Below are 22,251 nucleotides of genomic sequence, written 5' to 3'. Positions count from 1 at the left end.
AGTAAAGGAAAGTGTTTGTATATCCTCCTGCATTCAGCTATTTTCTTAAGTTCAGATTGCATCGTCATAAATTTCGTCTTCTCTACATATCCAGAACTTATTTACTCTTTTAATACAGCCTTTACAAATTATATGAATTCTTGATTTGCGTAAAAGAAAGGATTGAAAGTAATGTTTTACGAATCTGCTAGCCCCTTTCTGATGATCCTTTCGGTCGTTATCGGAATTGTCTCATCATATACCGCCTTGATTTTAGCCGAAAGAATGTTGGACCGAAGAAGGTCCGGACAACTGATATGGATGTTTTCCGGCTCACTTGTGATGGGGATGGGGATTTTTTCAATGCACTTTATCGGCATGATGGCTTTTCACCTCCATTCGCCGTTAACCTATAACCCCTTCCTGCTTTTTGCTTCTCTGGCCGCGGCAGTTTTCGCATCATTCATCGCCTTTTACATCCTGCATGTAATATCTGTAAATAAGATCAAAGTGATGGCAAGTGGTTTCTTTATAGGAATCGGTATTGTCGCGACGCATTATATCGGCATGCTCGCAATAATAAAACCGGTAGAACTTCAATTCAATTCTTTTTATTTTGTCCTTTCAATCCTCGTAGCGATGGTATTTTCATCAATTGCTTTGAAAGTTTTCTTTGAAATAAAAGAAGGGCATGCTTCTGCCAGCCGGAAAGCGTTCAGCGCAGTGCTCTTAGGATTAGCCGTTTCGCTGATGCACTACATCGGCATGAAAGCTGTTTTTTATCTTCCCCAAGTCCAAAATGAGACTGTTGAGGGTATGCAACCTTTAACACTGGCCGCAATCGTCTCAATAACTGTATTCATCATTATGAGCAGCGCAGCCTATTTGGCTTTTCTTGATTCACGGACACTTACTATTGAAAGGCGTTTAACGGCGAAGGTGAAAGAAAGCGAAGAACGCTTCCGCCGTTTAGCGGAACTTTCTCCTGAACCGATAGTTGTGCATTGCGATTATAAAATTGTTTTCATCAATGAAGCCTGTTTAACAATGGTGGGCAAAGCCGATAAAAATGAGTTGATCGGCAAATCAATTCTTGATTTCGTGCCATCTGACCTCAAAGAGACTGTAAGGGAACGGAATCACAACTTGAAAACGGGCTTCAGGGCGTTGCCGATGGAACAGCAAATTCTCACTCCGGCCGGATTAACCATTGATGTGGAAGTAACCGGGGTCGGCATTGAGTTCGAAGGAAAGCCAGGCATACAATTAGTGCTGCGGGATATTACGGAGCATAAGAAAACAGGCAGAGAACTGGAAGAAAACCGCCAACGCTATCAATCCCTTTTCAAGAATAATCCGGATGGCATCTATTCGTTGGACCCGGCTGGTCAACTGATGAATATCAATCATTCATTGGAAGAGATGCTGGGGTATTCCTTAGAAGAAATGATTGCCATGACGTTTCATGTTGTAGTGGATTCTGACTATTTAGAGATGGCCAATAAGAAGTTTTTAAAAGCCTTAGCGGGCACGCCTCAAAACTATGAGATCCTCGCTGTTCATAAAAATGGCGACAGAATTCCTTTAAAAATAACAAACATGCCTATCATTGTTGATGAAAAAGTAACAGGGGTTTATGGCATTGCCAAGGACATTTCAAAAGAAAAAAAGGCACTCGCTTTATTGGAAGAGAACGAAGAGAAGTACAGGTCTCTCTTTGACCATAACTTGGATGCCGTCTTTGAAATTGATCAGGCAGGATTTTTTACAGATGCCAATAAAATGACAGAAAAACTGACCGGTTATTCTAAAGACGAACTTCTGACCATGTCTTTCCCTGCTTTTATTGCCAAGGATTTGGAGAGGGTCAATGGAATATTCTCGGAATTGCTTGACGGGAGTCCCGTCAATTTCGAGCATGTGATCCGAAATAGATTTGGAGCGTTGATTGAAGTGGATATTAACGCGGTACCCAAACACAAACAAGGCCAGATCAATGGGGTTTTTGCGATTGTCCGGGATGTGACCGAAAAAAAGGAAGCGCAAAAGAGGATAAATGAATTAGCCTTTACCGACCAGTTGACCGGTCTTCCAAATCGCCATTGGTTTTACCAGCATCTCCAGAAAGTTGTGAAGACAGCCCAGGAAATGCAGCAAATGATTGCTGTTCTTCTCGTCGATTTCGATGATTTTAAAGGAATCAATGATTTACTCGGGCACCATGGAGGAGATATCTTCCTGAAAAAAGTTTCAGCCAGAATTCAATCTTGTCTATCGAAAAATGCCACTATCTCCAGACTGGGCGGCGATGAATTCATCATTGTGTTGGAAGAAGGAACAGAAGCGGAAGTGCGCCGACTCGCCGAGCAGATTTTAGAAGATATGAAGCGACCGTTCTTTCTTTTAGACCAGGAAGTCGTTATGTCGCTCAGCATCGGCATCAGCTTACAGCCGGTATGTACAAGCGATGAAGAGTCGCTGATCAGGCAAGCAGATGTCGCCATGTATTCCGCCAAGAAAAAAGGAAAGAACAATTATCAATTCTTCACAGAAGAGCTGAACGAGAAAATCAACAGAAAAATGCAATTGGAGCAAGAATTGCAACAGGCTCTTAAACACGAAGAATTCCAACTTTACTACCAGCCACAGGTCAATTTGCAAACAGAAATCCTGGTTGGGCTTGAAGCGCTCATCCGCTGGAATTCCCCATCAGGTTTAATTTCTCCATCGGAATTTATTCCCATAGCTGAAGAGACAGGGCTCATTCTGCCAATCGGCGAATGGGTGGTCCAAGAGGCTTGCCGTCAAATGAAGGAATGGGAAAGGGATGGGCGCCCGCAAGTCAAGGTTTCTGTGAACGTCTCGGCCAGACAATTCCATGATGAAGACCTTTGCTGGAAAGTGAAAAAAATCCTGGAAAAAGAGAATGTGGATCCTCGCAATCTGGAAATTGAAATTACCGAAAGCGTCTTGCTGAACATCGAGGAGTCGTCACTCATCATTAATGAGTTGAAGAAACTCGGTTTGAAGATAGCAATTGATGATTTTGGAGCCGGCTACTCCTCGCTGAATGTGATTAAGAATGTGGAGATTGATACGTTAAAAATCGACAAATCCCTTATTGATGAAATTCTCAGCAACCGGCGCAATATGTTTATTTTGGCAGCTATAATTGATGTCGGCAAAAACTTGAACGCAGAAGTTATTGTAGAGGGCATTGAAACCCAGGAACAGGCCGAGGCGTTAAAATTATTCGATGTATTTGGACAAGGATACTTTTACAGCCATCCGCTTCCTGCGGAGCAATTGGAGCAGGTATGGCTTAAGAAGCCAATCAAATCACGCTGAACTTAAAAATGCATATAAAAACAACCAGTAAATTCGAATTCAATTTACTGGTTGTTTTTCTTATAGAAGCATAAAATTTCTTTTCAAACAGGAAAATTTGATAACTCCTGGATTTCCCATCGCCTTTCCTGAAGAAATATAGCTGGACGAAATTTATAGGGACTTCACTCTAATCACCCCTTCTTCACAAACTCTGACTTCAACTTCATCTGCCCGAAACCATCAATCTTGCAGTCGATATCGTGATCGCCATCGACCAGGCGAATGCTTTTCACTTTTGTGCCCTGCTTCAGGACAGAGGAACTGCCTTTTACTTTCAAATCCTTGATGACGGTGACAGAATCGCCGTCCTGCAATACATTGCCATTGGCATCTTTCACAATTTCCGCTTCTTCCGCCGACTCATTTTCCGCTCCCGGCGTCCATTCATGCGCACATTCCGGGCACACCAGCTGGCTGCCGTCTTCGTAGACATATTCCGAGTTGCATTTCGGGCAATTAGGTAGTTCAGTCATTGTTGTGGCCTCCAATTGTTGAATAAAATCGATCTAAATAAAACACTCTCAGGAAAAGCTTATCCCAAGAGTGCATTATTGACCATAGCGAAATTAGATTTCAAACTGCCGAGAATAATCTATAAGACTCTTCAAAACAAAAATTTATCCCCCCGAATATGCAGATATCCAGATTTCTTTCACTTTCGCATCTTGTGCTTCTGAGTCAGCAATAACGACATAACGTTTATTTTCCAGAATAAATTCACCGGAAATGACTTCCCTGTTTAGAATTTCATTGAAATAAGCAACAATTTCAATTTTTTGGCCGATTACTTCTTCAATTTGCGAAACAGTCAACTGGGTGAATTCCCTAAGATTCACGTGATTGATCTTCGTTTCAAAGTGAGCGCGAATTACCATAAAGCTTCCATAACTTGTAGCGAGTCCGCCCTCAACTTCACCCTTCTCGAGCCAATTCGGATAATTGCTTTCAACCTCCGCCACTTCATCTCCAAGCTCAATTCCAGTTTCGTAAAATTCATGATTCAACAGCGCAATGAACTTCTCTTCTTTTGTAAGCAGCTGGCTTTCTGAATCCTCAACTAGAGTTTCCTCTTTGTCGGTGCTTTCATCTAAAGTTTCTTCCGAATCTTCTTCTGCCGTTTCATCGGTTTCCTCTTCAGAATTTTCATCCGGTTCTTCGTCAACTGGCGGCGGGGTTGATTCTGGCGGATCGTTTCCTTCTATAGAAGAAGGCTCATTTTCTTCTGCATTTCGAATTTCTTCTGGCGCGTCTGTTTCTTCCATCAAATAAGGGTAGGCAAATAACCCTGACAACCCAATCACCGCCACTCCAGCAAGTGCCGGCAACAACTTCGGCACGCTCGTCGGTCTGCGTTCGCCCTCCCGCTCCTGCGCCGCCTTCAGAATCTGCCGCTTCTTCGTATCCGACAAAGTCACATCTTCAGGCACCGAATCATCCAATTTCCGCTTCAAATCTTCATGCATGCTCAAGCCCCTCCTCCGTAAATGTGATGCCTGCTTGCTTGCGGCCTCTTGCCAGCCGCGTCTTCACCGTGTTATCGGACGTTTTCAGCACCTCGGCGATTTCTTTTACTGACAGTTCCGCATAATAATGAAGCCACAGCACTTCCCGGTATTTCAGCGGCAGCTTGCCAATTGCCCCTGCCACTTCGCTGCTCTGTTCAGATGCCAGTGCCGCTTCTTCCGTCGAATCTTTACCTGGCAACAGCGGACTCAGCTTGTTCGTGAGTTCGATCTTGCGGTGTGCCCAGCTCCTGAAATGGTTATGGCATTCATTCACCGTGATGCGGTACAGGAACGTCTTGACGCTCGAGCGCCCTTTGAACTTTTCCAGATTTATGTAATAGCGGATAAAAACGTCCTGCACAATGTCCTCCGCCTTCGTCCGTTCTTTGACAAACGAATACGCCAGCCGCACCAGATAATGCCCGTATTCATCCATCGCCTCCGTCAGCAGCCGGTCCTTCTCCCGCTTCTCCAAGCCCTCGCCCCCTTTTTCTCTATCTGTTAGACAACGCCCGATGTGTTCCGGTTTCGTTATTGGCAATAAAAAATACCCTTTCTGCCAGTTTAGCTGAAAGGGCAATAACTATATGCATTTTTTATACTATACAAGTTGAACTTAAGAATTATCATTTGAAACCGCTTCGGCGCTATGGACAGAGCAAATATTATAACTCACACAATAAGCTGAGAAGCCCACTCGTCTTTGCTCCGTCGGCATTCGCCTGCCCCTCAGCCGCGCCGGTGCTGAGAGAGCGGCTTTAGTTGAGGCGTATCTAAGATATGGAGCAAAACAGCGAAGAGTTGAACGAAGCCTGCGAGGGCAACTCTTTGCGACGAAGCTAGCGCAGCGATGCAGAGACAGGAGCAAAAATAATAGTCGTGCTCCTGCAGTGCTACGCACTTCGTCGCAAAGACATTAGCCTCGCATGCTTCGGCTAATGCCTTCGAAGCTGTTTTGCGGAATATCGGTTATTAAAAATTATTAGTTAAACGCATATGGAGAAAGTGCTTCTAAAATCTCCCCATCACCCACCACAACCCTAACCAGCTCCACTTCCCCTTCAATCCCTTTCAGTTTCGCCGGGAAAGCCTCCATCTTCACGCCATCCTGCTCCACCAGTGCACGCAATTTCGGCTGATCCAGGCAGTCGCGGCTGAAGACGATGTCACCGCCCATTCCCTGGCCCTGGATGCGCGCCGCCAGATTGACGGTCCGGCCGAAATAATCGAGCCGGTCATTGGACGTAACGGCAATTGCCGGCCCGCTGTGTAAGCCGACTTTCAGCACGATGGGATCCTTCTTATCCTTATTGAATTCCACAACATTCTGTTGGATCTCCAGCGCCGCCCGCAAGCCATCTTCCGGCAAATGGAAAACGGCCATGACTGCGTCGCCGATCGTCTTCACGACACTGCCTCTGTTCTTGCCGATCCACTGCGAAAGAAAATCGAAATGTTTATTGACCTGGCCGTAGGCATTGGCGTCGCCGACCGTTTCGTACAGCGACGTCGAGCCTTGCAGGTCAGTGAACAGAATCGTCACATGATCGATGCCGATCTGTTGGCCGGGTGACAACACTTCAGAAGAGAACAGATCCCGGAATTCCTGCATCGCCGTCACTTTGGCAGCCGTCACAGCATTCTTGCTCCAGTCTGCCTGTTCCAGCACCGCGACAATATCACGGCCACTCGAATTATGGACCGTCAGTTCTGAAACCGGCAACAACCGGGACTCAGACCAGCCACCATCGGTAAAGCCGATGGCCGTTTCCGATTCTGCATCTGCCCTTTCCACATATACCATTTCATTCGACTGCAAAACACGGAGGCGCCAGTTCCCTTCCGTTTCCGGTACAGGAAAGCGGGCGGACATGCCGCGTTCGATGATTTTCTGCACTTTGACGTGCGGCGTGATGATCGGCGCGCCGACACAATACACTTCCGCGTAGGCTTTTCGTATCGCCGGATGAACGGAGAAATGAAGTTCGACAAATTGATCGAAACTGGCATCGTAATTGATTCCGCATAAATCGCAGTGGAAGTCGGCCGTCAGACCTGACAGGGACGTGTTGGCTGACTTCGACACCCGGCAATTCGGGCAGATCAGATTCCAGCTCAAATTCAGGATGCCGGATTTGGTGGCATACAGAAATAAACGCAGCACCGCGTCCGGATCCGCTTCCCATTGCTCCGCAATTTTAAACGGTTCCATCAGCGCGGCATCGTGGTCGCTCTTTTCCGTGAGATAGCGGTGCAGCAGGCCGATTTGTTCCTCTTCCACCGGCCAATTCCGGAGTACCGTCTCCAGCCGCTCCAGTTCCGCCAGATCGATTTTATGTCTGGCATTTTTCTGCGGTGCTTCATGCAGTTTCTGCGCGCCGGACTTCAGGTAATCATCCAGGTAATCCAATGCTTTTTTCATCGACTTCACGGCAATGGCATAAATCGAAGCAAGACCCATCAGGTTTTTCGGTGTGAATTCCGCTGTCAGGCGCACGGTCGTCTGCCGGCTTTCTGATTTTTGCGAGGTGTCGAGCAACTCAATATTCCACGTATAATATTTTAACGGCCCTTTGACATAGCGGCGCTCGATCCGGTAATTTCTGAATTCTTCCCATTGAAACGGCAACTCCTGCCAGACCATCGGGATGACTCCGGCAGCTGTTGCGTTGGCTTCCCTGTAAAAAATGCCCTGCCCATCCTTTTTCACCGTGCTGAATGACACCGGAAACAAACCGATATACTGGTTCATCCGGTCGTTGTCTGCAAGCAATCCCCAGACTTCTTCCTTGCTCAACTCATAACTGCGTTCCATCACGAATACTTTCGGTGCAAAATCCATCTGTCACTCTCCTACGATATAGCGATGGCAATCGCTAATATGATGATATGAAAAATCTGGTCGGCCATGATGCACAGCCACGCCTGTTCCGGCCCCTTTGCCGTCTGCACAGTTCTGACCCAAAACGATACGAATGTCCGTAAATCCAACACAATGTGGCTGATGGCAATCAACGCAATCGCTGTCAGCGACAAGCCGCCCGACATTATGCCGAAAACGCTGACCACGAACGTATAAATGGCCACATGCACCAATAAAGGCAGCCATTTCGCCGCTTTATTCTTCGCCATCCACGATGACTGCAGCAAAAAATCGCCGATTAAATGCCCGATCAACAGGTAGTCGAACTGGCTCATAGGCGGTACTCTTTTTTATGGTCCGCTTCGTACTGTGCCAAATTGTAATCGCATTCCGTCAAAACTGCCGTGAACGCATCGACGATTCTGCTGTCGAACAGCCTGTCTTTACAGCGAATCAACTCTGACGCTCCGTCATAGTAAGACATCCCTTTGCTATACGAACGCGCTGTCGTCATGGCATCAAATGTATCGGCCACCCCGACAATCCGCGCAAACAGCGAAATCTCCTCGCCTTTAAACCCGTCCGGATAGCCGCTGCCATCGAGGCGCTCATGATGCGACCGGGCTGTTTGGATGACGTCCGCCATCGCTTTCTTCGGTTCCATGTTTGACAGGATATCGGCGCCGATCACCGTATGCAATTTAATCGAGTCATATTCCTCTGCCGTCAGCCGGTCCGGTTTTCGCAAGATGTCATCCGGGATGCCAATTTTGCCGACATCATGCAGCAGCGCTGCTTTGAATAATTCCTTTTTCTCCTCCGGAGCCATTCCCAGTTTGTCGGCAATCCACACCGAATAATTGGCGACCCGCTCCGAATGGCCCGCTGTATACGGATCCCGCGCATCGAGCACTTTGGCCAACGTCCGGATCATGCTGAGGAACATCTGTTGCAGCTCATCGTACATCTGGCTGTTATGCAGCGCCATTGCCGACTGGCTGGCCAGCGCCACCGCAAGGGAAACATCTTCATCTTTGAAGAAATCCGATTGCTTTTTATTCAACAGCTGCAAAGACCCCAGCACTTTGTCTTTCACAATCAGCGGCACGGTGATCATCGACTTCGTCACAAAACCGCTCGACTCATCCACGCGGTTCGACCAATCGGGATGCTGCTGCACATCGCGGATCAATACCGGCTGTCCGCTCATAATCACTTTGCCGGCAATTCCCTCATTTTTCTTCAACCGGACATTTACAATCTTATCGGCTGATTCCCCGTAGGCTGCAACCACTTTAATCTCTTCACCTTCGGGCTCAAGCACCCATAAAGTGCCTGCTTCCGCTCCAACCATCGCCACCATCTGCAGCAGGATGTTCTGGAACACTTCCTCTATCTCCAAATTTGAATTCAATTGTTTTGCAGCTTCAAGCAACTTCAATAATTCCTGAACCTGCATTTCCAAATTTTCCACGTGCTCCATGAGACTCCCCACACTTTCTTTTCCTATCTATTACTATCGGCTGAATTCGAGATATTTTGAATTAAAAATTTGCTTTCAGAAAAAAACTTTTCATATAAATAACTAGCCTTTCTATTCACTATAGAAATCTCCATTAAAAAAGCCGGACCCCGAAGGATCCAGCTGACATCAATAAATCATATTTTATTCCACCGTAACCGACTTCGCCAGGTTTCTCGGCTTATCAACGTCACAGTCTCTGTGGAGCGCTGCGTAATAGCTGATCAGCTGCAACGGAATAACCGATACCAGTGGCGTCAACAATTCGTGCACTGTCGGCAGAACGTGGCTGTCGCCGTCTTCGTTCAGGCCTTCCATTGAAATGATCATTGTATTCGCGCCGCGCGCTGCCACTTCCTTGACGTTGCCGCGGATGTTCAAGTTTACGGACTCCTGTGTCGCAAGCGCGATGACAGGCGTGCCTTCTTCGATCAAAGCAATCGTACCGTGCTTCAATTCGCCGCCGGCAAAGCCTTCCGCCTGGATATAGGAAATCTCTTTTAATTTCAAGGCGCCTTCAAGGCCGACGAAAAAGTCCATCAAACGGCCGATAAAGAAGCAATTGCGTGTTGTGGAAAGGAAATCATGCGCCAATTGCTCGATTTCTTCTTTCATATCGACTTGTGCCTGGATGGCGTTCGCTACAATGCCCATTTCCTGCACAAGATCGAATCCAAGCTCACGTCCGCGTGCTTCTGCAGTTACAGATGCCAAAATCGCCAATACGGCCAATTGTGCTGTGTAAGCTTTTGTGGAAGCTACCGCGATTTCGGGGCCAGCATACAATAATAAAGTATGGTTTGCTTCACGCGATAAAGTCGATCCTGCAACGTTTGTGATCGTCAGTGACGGATGGCCGAGTTCCTTGATACGCACCAATACCTGGCGGCTATCAGCTGTTTCGCCTGACTGTGAAATAAAGATGAACAACGGTTTTTCGGAAAGAAGCGGCATATTATAGCCAAATTCGCTCGCTACATGCACTTCCACCGGAATGCCCGCCATTTTCTCCAAATATTCCTTGCCGATTAATCCTGCATGATAGCTCGTTCCCGCTGCGATGATATACAGGCGATCCGCCGCCTGCAAGGCATCCAGAATTTCCGGTTGGATAGTCAATTTCTCGTCTTCGCCCTGATAAGCCTGGATGATTTTACGCATCACGGCCGGCTGCTCGTCGATTTCCTTCAGCATATAATGAGGGTATGTGCCTTTGTCGATATCACTCATGTCGATTTCTGCAGTGAACGGCGCGCGTTCCACTTTTTCGCCTTCAAGCGTCAGGATCTCAACGCTGTCTTTACGGACAATCACGATTTCCTTGTCCATCAATTCAACGAACTGGTCCGTCACTTGCAGCATCGCCATTGCATCAGATGCTATGACGTTGAAATCTTCCCCAAGGCCGACAAGCAAAGGACTTTTGTTTTTCGCGACAAAAATCGTCTGCGCTTCTTCCGCATCCAGCAACGCGATTGCGTAAGAGCCTTTCATCAATTTCAATGCCTTGCTGAAAGCTTCCTGTGTCGTCATGCCATCGACTTCCACGAACTTACCGATCAATTGAACGATGATCTCTGTGTCCGTATCCGATTCCATAGCCACATCAGCCAAATGATCACGCTGCAGGTGGTGATAGTTTTCGATTACGCCGTTATGCACAATTGTGAAACGATCCGACGTATTCTGGTGGGGATGAGCATTTACCTGGCTGGGCTTGCCATGTGTCGCCCAGCGTGTATGCCCGATGCCCGTGTTTCCTGTAACATCTCCATTGACTGCGCCGCGAAGCTCTGCAATGCGCCCTTTCTCTTTGAAAACTGTGATGCCTTCGCCATTGCGCACTGCAATACCCGCCGAGTCATATCCGCGGTATTCCAAACGCTCGAGGCCTTTCAATAAAATTTCTTTTGAATCTCTTTCTCCAATATACCCGACAATTCCACACATAATTATAGTTCCTCCAATTTTTTTCAATATCAAAACAAAATAAGCGTTCGCCAATATGCGCGGACGCATTCCTGAGCCCATTCACCTTGTTGTACAGCTGATTGCTCAACTGCTTTGAAAGTGAACATAACGACCGGGCTTCACGGCCGGGAGGTATCCGCCGAAATCTCGATACTCCTCCTCCTCGTCTACTGGAAAATGACTTGTCCGTCCGATTTTTCCAGTACAGGCGCTTCAACTAGTTTCCTTGTACGCAGTACTATCCCCCTTTTTATGCGGTCCTAAACAGACACCCTAATCATAACCCTCTCCTTGTAAAAGAGCAAATGCATCGAATGGCTCATTCGAAGTAAAACTATTCTATTTTATTGCATAAAAATATCCGCGAACAGGAAAGTTCGCGGACAATTTATTATTATAGATGTTGAATTAAAGTATCAATATTACTATACCGTTTCGGCGCTCTTGACAAGGGCAGAGATTATGCTCCTGAACAGCGCCAGTACTGAGAGAATTGCTTAGATATGGAGCAAAACAGCGCAGACGCCCAGGGGACCAAGCGAAGTGCTGAGATCCACTCGGGCGAAGTGCAACGAGACCGAGTTAGCTCAGCGCGAGCCCCCAGGCAAGCAAGCTGTTTTGCGGAATATCGACTACTATAGGTTTATTAATTCATCAAATACAAATTCAGCTCATACCCATTTCTGCACGGACCACTTCTGCGATACGCTCGACATAGTTTTCGCAATCTTCTTTTGAAGCTGCTTCCACCATGACACGCACCAATGGTTCCGTACCGGATGGGCGCACCAGCACGCGGCCGTTGCCGTTCATCTCTTTTTCAACTTCTTCGATCTCTGAAGCGACTTTTGCATTATCCGTCACCGCATGCTTATCCGTTACGCGGATATTTACAAGCTTTTGCGGGAAAATCGTCATTTCTGCAGCCAGCTCCGATAATTTCTTGCCGGTGATCTTCATGATGTTCACCAGTTGAAGGCCCGACAATAACCCGTCGCCCGTCGTATTGTAATCGAGGAAAATAATATGGCCTGACTGTTCGCCGCCTAGGTTATAGCCGTTCTTTCTCATTTCTTCCACCACATAACGGTCGCCCACAGCTGTTTTGATGCTCGTCATGCCATTCGATTCAAGCGCTTTGTAAAAGCCCATATTGCTCATCACGGTTGATACGACCGTGTCTTTATTCAAACGGCTTTCAGACCTTAAATGCTTGGCGCAAATAAACATGATCTGGTCGCCGTCGACAATATGGCCTTTTTCATCCACTGCTATCAAACGGTCGCCATCGCCATCAAATGCAAGGCCGATGTCCGCATGTTTCTGCACTACCAATTCCGCAAGTTTCTGCGGATGGGTAGAACCCACATGGTCATTGATATTCAAACCATTCGGCGATGCACCCATCGATGTGATATCGGCATCAAGGTCGGCAAATACATGAGTCGCCAACGTTGAAGTTGCGCCGTGCGCACAATCAAGTGCCACGTGAATGCCATCGAATTCTTCATCGACAGTCTGTTTCAAATACTGGATGTATTTTTGTCCGCCTTCAAAATAACTCGTGATGGCGCCAAGGTCGCTTCCAGTCGGACGCGGCAACGTATCTTCTTCCATATCCAGCAAGGCTTCGATTTCCGCTTCCTGTTCATCAGAAAGTTTAAAACCGTCTGATCCAAAAAATTTGATGCCGTTGTCTTCAACCGGATTATGGGAAGCCGAAATCATCACGCCTGCTTCCGCACTCATCACACGCGTCAGATAGGAAACTCCTGGTGTGCTGATAACGCCAAGGCGCATCACTTCCGCGCCGACACTCAATAAGCCGGCAGCCAAAGCACCTTCCAGCATTTCACCTGAAATCCGTGTGTCACGGCCGATTAACACTTTCGGCTTGTCTTTCGAGCTTTTCGTTAACACATATCCTCCAAAGCGGCCCAATCTAAATGCAAGTTCCGGTGTCAATTCGCTGTTGGCTACTCCACGAACCCCGTCCGTACCAAAATATTTTCCCATTCGCTTATTCTCTCCTTAAATCCAATTCAATCATCGGATAATAATGCCTATCGTATATTAACGGTCGCAGTAACTGGCGAAATCAGCCATTCGGCTTCTTCCGGCCCCTCCACTGCTATCTCCAGACTTTGCTGTCCCAATTTTTCCGCTGCCTCTACATATACCACAAAATCTTCCATACTCAAACTTTCCAATATTTCTTCTGTCCCGTAGGCAACTAATGCCACCACACCATCTGCAGGATCGAGGAAATCGGCATTATTGCCTTCTTCCATTCCTCTTACCTGCAATGTCAGGTCTTCAAAGATTCGCATATCATTAGATCCGGGATAGCCGTCTTCTGTGTAATTGATGTTTTCCGGAAGCAGCACGGTCTCATCCACGCTGATTTCCGCATCTACAATGATATTTTCGGGATCTACAGAACTTGTTCCCTCAGGAGCGGGAAGATCCACTTCGATCGCCGTATCAGTCGCAGTTATGCCGCTGATATTCACTTCCACTTCATACTCTTCTATTGCGTCGACCACATCCTGTGGGCCTGAAATTTTGACGGTATTGACCGACGTTTCAATATCATCCACCGTAATTCCTTCACGTGCGGTTCCGGTCTGCGTAAGCGATATCGGAACTTCTCTGCTGTATTCTTCAATAACAGCTTCAACTTCCACCACTTCCGGTTCGATCGTCACATTTTCAAGCTTTGTGAGATCATTGGCCAGAACCCGGACTCTTGCCTCTCTTGTCACAGAAGCATCCATTCCCGGCTCTTCCGTCACCGTCGCTTTTACAAAGCTGATGGAGTCGATGACGCTTTTCGGTCCGCTGACGGTCACTGTATCCGGATCCGCTGATATGCTTTCCAGCACATAGCCTTCCGCAAGCAAGCGCTCATTCAGCTCGGCGTCAATTTTGAATTCCTGGGTGACCCGTTCCTCGATCATGACATTCAGGAATGTCGGTTCGATCCGGACTCCCAATTGCTCGGAAATATTCTCCGTTTGCACACGGATTCGATGCTCTCCAAGAGGCAAATTGCGCAAATCCACAAAGACGGTGAAATCTCTGATTTGCAGAGTTCTTTGGACCGCACTGTTGGGACCTGTAATTTGGACATCGACCGTTTCCGGCACACCGCTGACCATTAAACTCGTGTCGTCATAATAAACTTCAAGCGGCACTTCTTCGATAACCTCGGTCATCGTATTGCTGGCTGCTGAATTGTTGTTCTCCTCTTCAGCCTTAACGCTAAAGAACATAAGAAGGGCTAGCAATAATGCAGTAATCCTCAAAAACCAGGGGTTGTCCATCATTTTATCCATTCTTATTCCCCCTCCAGTTCCACCAGGAAGAAGTTTGGTTCTGCTGCTGTTCACCGAACCAAATGCGGCGGAGTTTCACTTCAAAATCTTCCAATGACAGATTGCGGTGAAGATCGCCGTTCGCCGTCAGGCTGATGGCACCAGTTTCTTCCGATACGACAATCGTGATGGCATCGGTAACTTCACTGATTCCAAGTGCTGCACGGTGGCGCGTCCCCAATTCCTTGGAAATGAACGGACTTTCCGATAATGGAAGATAGCAGGCTGCTGCCGCTATTCTGTTTTTTTGGACAATAACAGCTCCATCATGAAGCGGGGTATTGGGAATAAAGAGGTTTATCATCAACTCTGACGTAATGTCTGAGTTTAAGGGGATTCCCGTTTCGATATACTCACTCAATCCGGTTTCACGCTCTATGGACACAAGCGCGCCAATGCGCCGCTTTGCCATATAACTGACTGATTTTGTCATTGCTTCGATCAGTCGGTTGCGCTCCGATTCTTCATTTAATGTACTGCTGGAAAACAATTTCCCGCGGCCCAATTGTTCAAGCGCACGCCTGAGTTCCGGCTGGAAAATGATGATGATGGCAAGAAAACCCCAATTGAGCACTTCCTGCATAATCCAGCCAAGTGTCTGCAGATTCAATGCCTGTGTGATCAATTGCGCAATAATGATGACAAATATCCCTTTTAATAATTGGACCGCTTTCGTCCCTTTGATAATTGTAATCAGTTTATATAAAACGAACCAGACTAATAAAATATCAGCAATATTAATAATAAGTTCGAGTGGTGTTAAGTTAGAAATATTCTCCAGAAACGGCATCTGCAACCCTCGCTTTTCTACATCTGCATGAAATAAGTATATCATAATCATGTAGGGCTTGCCTTTATCGAAAGGCAAAAACGCCTCAGGGATTCGTCCCCATAAAAAAACCTGCCCCAATGGACAGGTTTTACCTGGCTGTCGAGAAACCGACAACTTCTCCAATCATTTCGCTCTAGGCGGACGCTTTCCTCGGGGAGCTGCCTGAGCCTCCTCGCTCGCTTCGCTCCCTGCGGGGTCTCAGGACTCGCTCTGGTTCCCGATGGAGTCGCCGCCTGCCGCTTCATTCTGTTCTGTGCTGATAAAGGAAGTGTCCATTTGCCCACTTGCAATACGCTTGAACGTCTATTCGTTTGCAGAAGACAAGCTGAGATATGGAGCAAAACAGCGAAGACGCCCAGGGGAGCAGGCGGATGCCGACGAAGTGCTGAGATCCACTCGGGCGAAGTGCAACGAGACCGAGTTAGCTCAGCGCGAGCCAAGAGTTGGCCGAAGGTAGTTCGGCCGAGTCTTTGCGACGAAGCTAGCGCAGCGATGCAGGAGCACGGGTTTTGGCAAGCAAGCTGTTTTGCGGAATATCGGTTTTCGTTTTTACTTTCTCAACAAGCTAAAAAACCTGCCCCAATGGACAGGTTTTACTCTTGTATCATTGCGCCTTCATCGCTGAAAATCGAGGCTGCATCTTTAAAGGCATTTTTTATGGTGTACCATAACCATTCGAAAACCTGGTCAATCTCTTCAACTTCACCGGTTATCACGCCACCCGAAGCCATGTATTGACCGTTCACTACGGTAACATCGCCATGGAGCTCTCCATCGACACGCAAATTGCCGTTTCTCACTTTAATGTCCCCGGTCACCACTTCACCTTCCGGAACAATTACCGTATCCCCTTCAACAATAACGTTCGGCTGCATCGTAAATGAAAACTGCTGATCATTATTAAAATCGGAGAACAAAACAGCGCTCATCATAATAAAGAAGATGGCGGCGGCAGTCAATAATGGGTGCTGCTTGAACCAGCGCTGTGCACCGGACCGTTGTTTCTGTGTCGGCAATTTTTGCATGGTAGCCTCCACAAAGCCTTTCGGTGCCTCTATATGGGATGCACTCTGGACGAATGCAATGGTCTTGGTCAATTCATGATAAATCTTCTGACAATCTTGGCAGGTAGCCAGATTTTCTTTCAACACCCGTTCTTTGGATGGTTCAAGGTCACCGTCTAAATAATCGTTCATATACTGGACGATGTAATCCGGACATGTCGTCATCCTGCTCGCCTCCTACAAATTGCTTAATTGCTTCCGCAGGGCTTCCCGCCCCCGGTGTATGCGTGTTTTCACAGTTCCAAGCGGCAAATCCAGAATTTCGCTGATCTCTGCCAGCGGCAATTCTTCAATATACTTTAATACAATAGCTGCCCGGTACTTATCCGGTAAACGGCTGACTTCATACTGCACCCGTTCCTGGACTTCCATCTTCACCAATTCGTCCTCGGGAAGGTCGTCGTCATTGGCTATGCTCGAGTACATATTCAAGCCTTCTGCCCCACGCACTTCTGCATCGAGATGATAATCCGGCTTTTTCTTCCTGATCCGGTCAATGCATAAATTTGTAGCTATTCGGTATAGCCACGTGGAGAATTTTCTATTTTGATCGAATGTATGAATATTGACATAAGCACGCATGAAAGCTTCCTGAGCTATATCTTCGGCCTCGTGTTTATTGCCGAGCATACGGTAGCAAATTTGATACAGCCGGTGCTGATACAATTCCACAATCTCCGCGAATGCGTTCTGGTCGCCTTTGATGACTTGTGCTATTCTCTTGTTCACTAACGCATCCATGATCTCATTTCCCTCCGCCTATGCGGCTATGTTTTATATACGAATGATTGACTGAAAGGTTTCATTTATTTTCTCTTATCTATGGTATCAAATATTACCCAAATAAATCCATCTAATTTTCATCCAAAAAGACTATTCACCTGTTTCATACTTCACAGAAATTTATTCGCACAAAATAAAAAAACAGGCTTTCGCCTGTTTTAAAGTAATTTTTCGCCGAGCAATGAACCGATTAAAGCTACTGCAACGTCTGCTGTACGATTTTTTTCATCCAGAATCGGGTTGACTTCGACGAATTCAGCGGATGTGATGATGCCGGAATCATGAAGCATCTCCATCGCCAAATGGCTTTCCCGGTAGCTGATGCCGCCCGGAACCGGAGTGCCGACGCCTGGCGTATACAAAGGATCGATGCCATCCAGGTCAAGTGACAAATGGACACCATCCGTTTTGCGTTCTTCTTTCAGGTAGCGGATTGAATCTTCGATGACAAAATCCATTCCCATCTTGTCGATTTCATGCATGCTGTAAACTTTGATGCCGCGTTCGCGAATTAATTCGCGTTCGCCCGGGTCTACAGAACGTGCACCGATGATGACGATATTCTCAGGTTTCACTTTTGGCGCAAAACCGCGGATCTGCGTCAATTTCTCGTGGCCGTGGCCGAAGCTTGCTGCAAGCGGCATGCCGTGGATATTGCCTGATGGCGAAGTATCACTCGTGTTCATATCCGCATGTGCGTCATACCAGATCACACCCAGATTTTCGTGATTAGGTGAAATGCCGGCAAGCGTGCCGATTGCGATACTGTGATCTCCACCAAGTACCAGCGGGAAGTTCCCTGTTTCAGTCACTGCATGGACTTTTTCGCCGAGTTTTTCCATTGCTTCCGTGATGACAGTCATATTCCGCAGGTTCGTATCCGTATCGACTTTTCCATCCGCATGGCCGACTTGGATATCCCCTTCATCCTTGACGGTATGCCCCAGATTTTCAATACGATCCACTACACCCGCATAACGGATAGCGCTTGGCCCCATATCAACCCCGCGACGAGTTTGTCCGTGGTCCATCGGTACACCAATAATTGATACATTTAATTTATTCATGTTTTTATACCCCCTTGATTAGTTAAACCAATTGTAACCGCTAACAACTCTATGGCTCAACCGCACAAGATTACGTATTTTTATTCATTTTCATTTCCAATAATTCTTTTACCGCTGGCCATTCCCGCTCAATAATTGAGTACACTGCTGCATCCCTTGGCTTGCCGGTGGAACGGATGCGTTCATTGCGCAGAACGCCTTCCTTTACTGCCCCTATGGCTTCAAGTGCTTTTTGAGAACGGATATTTTCTGTGTCCGTCTTGAATTGCACCCGAATCATTCCGCGTTCTTCAAAACAATAATTGAGCAGTGCGGATTTCACACGGCTGTTCAAGCCGCTGCCATGCATTTCTTCCGCATAAAAAGTGGAACCGATTTCACAGCTTTTATTCGCTTCATCGATTCCGTAAATTCGGGTCGTGCCGACAATCTTTCCGGTACCCGGCTCCTCCACTGCAAACACCAGCACATTCGACTCGTTCAGCCCTGCATTCAGCCAGGACGACAATTGTTCGAATGTCTCGACTTTCGTCAGCATATGTTTGAAAATTTCAGGCGTATACAAAGCCCATAGAGCTTCGAAATCCTCCCGCTTCAATAAACGCAGACGCACTCCCGGCTGTTCAATAATCATCCTGTATTCCTCCTAACTGAAATAAACGGCCTGGATCCTTTCCAAAAACTCTTTTTCGAGCTCTCCCATCTCTCTGCAGAGAAAATAAGTCGCCACCGATGGCAATGAAAACAGCTCAAACGGTGATTCCATCAAACGTCCCTCGATCAATTCCCTGCGCACCATCGATTTCGGCAAAAAAGAAACGCCAAGCCCTTCCTGGATAAACCGTTTCACAATATGCGCCTGTGTCACTTTCATCGTCCGCATCCCAGGCACCTTCAAACTCAATTTCACTAATAATTCATCCCAAAATTCCGGATGGTGGTGGGTGAACAGATAATGGGAACGCAGCATCTCTTCATCGGAGACAACCGGTCCCGATTCATCGTCATAAGCATCTCTCGGCACCACGAAAACAAGTTGATCACGATAGACGATTTCGCTGTGCAGCAACCGGCTCACCGGCTGCAATGCGGAGATACCCGCAGTAACTTCCCCTGATTCGACCAAGGCTTCTATTCCTTCCGATTCTTCCACCCTGATGACCAGCTCCAGATCCGGATGATGTTTCGTAAATGATTTTAGCAGATAAGGCAGCACAGTCTCCGCCATCAAAGGAGAAATCGCCAGCACCCATTTTTTCCGATAGCCTTGTGCAAACGAATGGACACTTTCCACACTTTGCGCCAACTGCCGCAATGATTTCTCCACTTCCCCTTTGAACAGCTTTCCTTCCTCGGTAAGCGACACACGATTCTTAACACGCTGGAATAAAACCACCCCAAGGCTTTCCTCCAATAACCGCATATGCACAGTGACACTCGGCTGAGACATCAACAGCCTTTCGGAAGTCTTGCGAAAATTCAACATTTCAGCCGCATCAGCAAAGGTCTTCAACCAAGCTAATTCGATAGGAATCACCTCTTTATCGATTAATTTTTTAAATTGATTTAATTATAAATCATTAATTTTCATAATCAATGGTCCCGGGTAAACTTATAAAAAAGGAGGAGTTATCATGTTTCAAAAAGGATTAAAAAATGTCGTTGCGGTTCATACAAGAATCGCCTCCGTAGATGGGGATCTGGGCGAATTGCGCTATCGGGGGTTATTGGTTGAGGATGTCATCATTAATCACAGTTTTGAAGAAACGGCTTACTTTCTCTGGAACGGTGAATTTCCGACAGACAGCGAAGCCGCCAAGTTAAAACAGCAATTTCTGAACTACCGGTCTCTGCCTCCCCATATTCAAAAAATCGCTGAAGAGTTGCCCAGAGAACTGCCGGTGATGGATAATATGCGGACGTTGCTGTCTGCGTATTACGATGAGGACTATATAAGTTTGTCAGAAGCTGAGCAGGCGATTGCCCTTACTTCCGCATTGCCTGTAATGACCGCTATGCTTTACCGTCTTCAAATCGGAAACACCATAATTCCTCCGGACAATACGCTTGGCCATGTTGCCAATTATCTTTGGATGCTGAACGGGGAGGAACCGACCAACGTACAAGTCGAAGCACTCGAAACCTATTTAAAACTGACGATGGAACACGGCATGAACGCTTCAACTTTTGCTGCACGGGTCACCGTTTCTACGGAATCGGATATGGTAGCGGCTGTCACATCCGCCCTCGGCACTATGAAAGGACCATTGCACGGAGGCGCCCCTTCTGGCGTCATCACCTTGCTCAATGAAATTAATTCTATTGAAAACATTGGAACTGTAATTAACGGCAAGTTAAATAACGGCGAAAAAATTATGGGCTTTGGCCACCGTATTTACCGGACGGAAGATCCGCGTTCAATCCTGTTGCGCCAAAAATGCCTTGAGCTCCAAGGACGTGACGCCTGGCTGGATTTGGCGGTAGAAGCGGAAAAACAAATCATCCAATCGCTTAATGAGCGAAAACCGGGACGCGCACTCTACACAAATGTCGAATTCTACGCCGCCGCCATTATGCGCTCCATCCAAATGCCACCCGAGCTTTTCACACCAACTTTCAGCATCGCACGAATAGTCGGATGGACAGCACACATCCTTGAACAGCAAGAAGACAACGTCATATTCCGCCCGCAGTCAGAATATATTGGAAACTAAAAAAATCCCGTATCCAATTTAATGGATACGGGATTTTTACACATGGATAGTACAAATACACATGGAACAATGGAGCCTAGGGGGCTCGAACCCCTGACCTCGACGCTGCCAGCGTCGCGCTCTCCCAGCTGAGCTAAGGCCCCGCGCTGAACAGGCGCAAGGAAATTAAAGATGAGCCATGAAGGATTCGAACCTTCGACCCTCTGATTAAAAGTCAGATGCTCTACCAACTGAGCTAATGGCTCATAAAAAATGGCTGGGGTACCTGGATTCGAACCAGGGCATGACGGGATCAAAACCCGTTGCCTTACCGCTTGGCTATACCCCAATGCCAATATAAAAACTGGTGGTGGGGGGCAGATTCGAACTGCCGAACCCGAAGGAGCGGATTTACAGTCCGCCGCGTTTAGCCACTTCGCTACCCCACCGATATGAAATTTAAAATAGTACATGGTGGAGGATGACGGGATCGAACCGCCGACCCTCTGCTTGTAAGGCAGATGCTCTCCCAGCTGAGCTAATCCTCCATTTATTTAAAATTAAAATCCGGTATGATTTGCAGACTGTGCTTTGCAGAAGTTAAAGGAAATGTTCCTTCCTCGCTTCGCTGCGTTGTCGCAAATTACCATCTTCGTTTAGTAATTTGGTGACCCCTACGGGATTCGAACCCGTGTTACCGCCGTGAAAGGGCGGTGTCTTAACCGCTTGACCAAGGGGCCTTGATAAAATATGCAACCCATATACAGAAACTTCATTTTTTAAAAAACAAAAGCTCCCAACCGGATTCGAACCGGTGACCTCTTCCTTACCATGGAAGCACTCTACCTGCTGAGCTATGGAAGCAAGGTAAAAGAATCTCGGAACAAAAATAAAACATAGAATAGCCCAGCGACGTCCTACTCTCACAGGGGGAAACCCCCAACTACCATCGGCGCAAAAGAGCTTAACTGCCGTGTTCGGGATGGGAACGGGTGTGGCCTCTTTGCCATCGTCACTGGACTATACTTTGAGTGCTTGCGCCCTCAAAACTGGATACAACGGACATTGAAACGGGTGAAACAAACGCTTTTCATGAAATTGATTTGGTTAAGTCCTCGATCGATTAGTATTCGTCAGCTGCACGTGTCGCCACGCTTCCACCTCGAACCTATCTACCTCATCGTCTTTGAGGGATCTTACTTGCT

Annotated in this window: 17 protein-coding genes, 7 tRNA genes and 2 rRNA genes; 2 read left to right on the top strand and 24 right to left on the bottom strand. The window is 47.1% G+C overall.

Features of this window, described 5'->3' with window-relative positions; all coding sequences use genetic code 11:
- Positions 1-171 precede the first annotated feature (171 nt).
- The gene (locus tag ACFQ1X_RS08430) at positions 172-3,327 is read left to right on the top strand and encodes an EAL domain-containing protein (protein ID WP_144841442.1); all 3,156 of its coding nucleotides are present in this window, start codon (positions 172-174) and stop codon (positions 3,325-3,327) included.
- Positions 3,328-3,500: 173 nt separating this feature from the next.
- Here ACFQ1X_RS08430 and ACFQ1X_RS08425 read toward each other — a convergent pair whose 3' ends face one another.
- The 15 genes from ACFQ1X_RS08425 to ACFQ1X_RS08355 all read right to left on the bottom strand — a co-directional run bounded on the left by ACFQ1X_RS08425 (position 3,501) and on the right by ACFQ1X_RS08355 (position 19,890).
- Entirely contained in the window at positions 3,501-3,842 is a 342-nt protein-coding gene (locus ACFQ1X_RS08425; RefSeq protein WP_144841443.1) for a zinc ribbon domain-containing protein YjdM, read from the bottom strand.
- A 144-nt stretch (positions 3,843-3,986) separates the two neighbouring features.
- A complete protein-coding gene (locus ACFQ1X_RS08420; protein WP_144841444.1) occupies positions 3,987-4,832 on the bottom strand; it encodes a hypothetical protein in 846 nt (281 codons plus the stop codon).
- The gene (locus ACFQ1X_RS08415; protein WP_144841446.1) at positions 4,825-5,349 is read right to left on the bottom strand and encodes a sigma-70 family RNA polymerase sigma factor; all 525 of its coding nucleotides are present in this window, start codon (positions 5,347-5,349) and stop codon (positions 4,825-4,827) included. The genes ACFQ1X_RS08420 and ACFQ1X_RS08415 overlap by 8 nt, the downstream gene beginning before the upstream one ends.
- A 507-nt stretch (positions 5,350-5,856) precedes the next feature.
- Positions 5,857-7,716, bottom strand: a complete 1,860-nt coding sequence (locus ACFQ1X_RS08410) for an adenylate/guanylate cyclase domain-containing protein (RefSeq protein ID WP_144841448.1) — start codon at positions 7,714-7,716, stop codon at positions 5,857-5,859.
- A gap of 11 nt (positions 7,717-7,727) precedes the next feature.
- On the bottom strand, positions 7,728-8,072 hold the full coding sequence (locus tag ACFQ1X_RS08405; protein WP_144841449.1) for a DUF3307 domain-containing protein: 345 nt from the start codon (positions 8,070-8,072) through the stop codon (positions 7,728-7,730).
- The gene (locus tag ACFQ1X_RS08400) at positions 8,069-9,220 is read right to left on the bottom strand and encodes an HD domain-containing phosphohydrolase (RefSeq protein WP_379082118.1); all 1,152 of its coding nucleotides are present in this window, start codon (positions 9,218-9,220) and stop codon (positions 8,069-8,071) included. The genes ACFQ1X_RS08405 and ACFQ1X_RS08400 overlap by 4 nt, the downstream gene beginning before the upstream one ends.
- Before the next feature lie 183 nt (positions 9,221-9,403).
- Positions 9,404-11,209, bottom strand: a complete 1,806-nt coding sequence (gene glmS, locus ACFQ1X_RS08395; RefSeq protein WP_144841453.1) for a glutamine--fructose-6-phosphate transaminase (isomerizing) — start codon at positions 11,207-11,209, stop codon at positions 9,404-9,406.
- A 687-nt stretch (positions 11,210-11,896) separates the two neighbouring features.
- The gene (glmM, locus tag ACFQ1X_RS08390) at positions 11,897-13,246 is read right to left on the bottom strand and encodes a phosphoglucosamine mutase (protein WP_144841454.1); all 1,350 of its coding nucleotides are present in this window, start codon (positions 13,244-13,246) and stop codon (positions 11,897-11,899) included.
- A gap of 47 nt (positions 13,247-13,293) precedes the next feature.
- Positions 13,294-14,568 carry a CdaR family protein gene (locus tag ACFQ1X_RS08385; RefSeq protein WP_144841455.1) on the bottom strand — a complete coding sequence of 425 codons (1,275 nt, stop codon included), beginning with the start codon at positions 14,566-14,568 and terminating at the stop codon, positions 13,294-13,296.
- Positions 14,561-15,397, bottom strand: a complete 837-nt coding sequence (cdaA, locus tag ACFQ1X_RS08380) for a diadenylate cyclase CdaA (protein ID WP_144841461.1) — start codon at positions 15,395-15,397, stop codon at positions 14,561-14,563. Before cdaA ends, ACFQ1X_RS08385 begins: the two co-directional genes overlap by 8 nt.
- 635 nt (positions 15,398-16,032) lie before the next feature.
- A complete protein-coding gene (locus tag ACFQ1X_RS08375; protein WP_144841456.1) occupies positions 16,033-16,668 on the bottom strand; it encodes an anti-sigma factor in 636 nt (211 codons plus the stop codon).
- A gap of 12 nt (positions 16,669-16,680) precedes the next feature.
- Positions 16,681-17,244: an RNA polymerase sigma factor SigW gene (gene sigW, locus ACFQ1X_RS08370; RefSeq protein WP_144841457.1), complete on the bottom strand. Its 564-nt coding sequence runs from the start codon at positions 17,242-17,244 to the stop codon at positions 16,681-16,683.
- Between the two features lie 200 nt (positions 17,245-17,444).
- Entirely contained in the window at positions 17,445-18,353 is a 909-nt protein-coding gene (gene rocF / locus ACFQ1X_RS08365; protein ID WP_144841458.1) for an arginase, read from the bottom strand.
- 70 nt (positions 18,354-18,423) lie between these two features.
- Entirely contained in the window at positions 18,424-18,987 is a 564-nt protein-coding gene (locus ACFQ1X_RS08360) for a GNAT family N-acetyltransferase (protein ID WP_144841459.1), read from the bottom strand.
- Between the two features lie 12 nt (positions 18,988-18,999).
- A complete protein-coding gene (locus tag ACFQ1X_RS08355) occupies positions 19,000-19,890 on the bottom strand; it encodes a LysR family transcriptional regulator (protein ID WP_379082111.1) in 891 nt (296 codons plus the stop codon).
- 97 nt (positions 19,891-19,987) lie between these two features.
- On the opposite strand from ACFQ1X_RS08355, the gene ACFQ1X_RS08350 reads away from it, so the two are divergent.
- The gene (locus ACFQ1X_RS08350) at positions 19,988-21,067 is read left to right on the top strand and encodes a citrate synthase/methylcitrate synthase (protein ID WP_144841460.1); all 1,080 of its coding nucleotides are present in this window, start codon (positions 19,988-19,990) and stop codon (positions 21,065-21,067) included.
- 70 nt (positions 21,068-21,137) lie between these two features.
- Here the strand turns inward: ACFQ1X_RS08350 and ACFQ1X_RS08345 are convergent.
- The 9 genes from ACFQ1X_RS08345 to ACFQ1X_RS08305 form a co-directional block, all read right to left on the bottom strand.
- Positions 21,138-21,210 (bottom strand) — tRNA-Ala (locus ACFQ1X_RS08345).
- Between the two features lie 29 nt (positions 21,211-21,239).
- Positions 21,240-21,312 (bottom strand) — tRNA-Lys (locus ACFQ1X_RS08340).
- Between the two features lie 8 nt (positions 21,313-21,320).
- A tRNA-Gln gene (locus ACFQ1X_RS08335) sits at positions 21,321-21,395 on the bottom strand.
- A gap of 16 nt (positions 21,396-21,411) precedes the next feature.
- Positions 21,412-21,495 (bottom strand) — tRNA-Tyr (locus ACFQ1X_RS08330).
- Positions 21,496-21,518: 23 nt separating this feature from the next.
- Positions 21,519-21,594, bottom strand: a tRNA-Val gene (locus ACFQ1X_RS08325).
- 117 nt (positions 21,595-21,711) lie between these two features.
- A tRNA-Glu gene (locus ACFQ1X_RS08320) sits at positions 21,712-21,786 on the bottom strand.
- A gap of 51 nt (positions 21,787-21,837) precedes the next feature.
- A tRNA-Thr gene (locus ACFQ1X_RS08315) sits at positions 21,838-21,910 on the bottom strand.
- Positions 21,911-21,950: 40 nt separating this feature from the next.
- Positions 21,951-22,066 (bottom strand): 5S ribosomal RNA (gene rrf / locus ACFQ1X_RS08310).
- An 83-nt stretch (positions 22,067-22,149) separates the two neighbouring features.
- Positions 22,150-22,251: ribosomal RNA gene (locus ACFQ1X_RS08305) — 23S ribosomal RNA — on the bottom strand; the annotation flags it as partial.

Origin of the sequence: Metaplanococcus flavidus (genome assembly GCF_042675885.1) — a bacterium.
GTDB classification, from domain to species: domain Bacteria; phylum Bacillota; class Bacilli; order Bacillales_A; family Planococcaceae; genus Planococcus; species Planococcus flavidus.
Note: the sequence above shows the minus strand (reverse complement) of the source record. Positions and strands in the feature narration are given on the sequence as shown.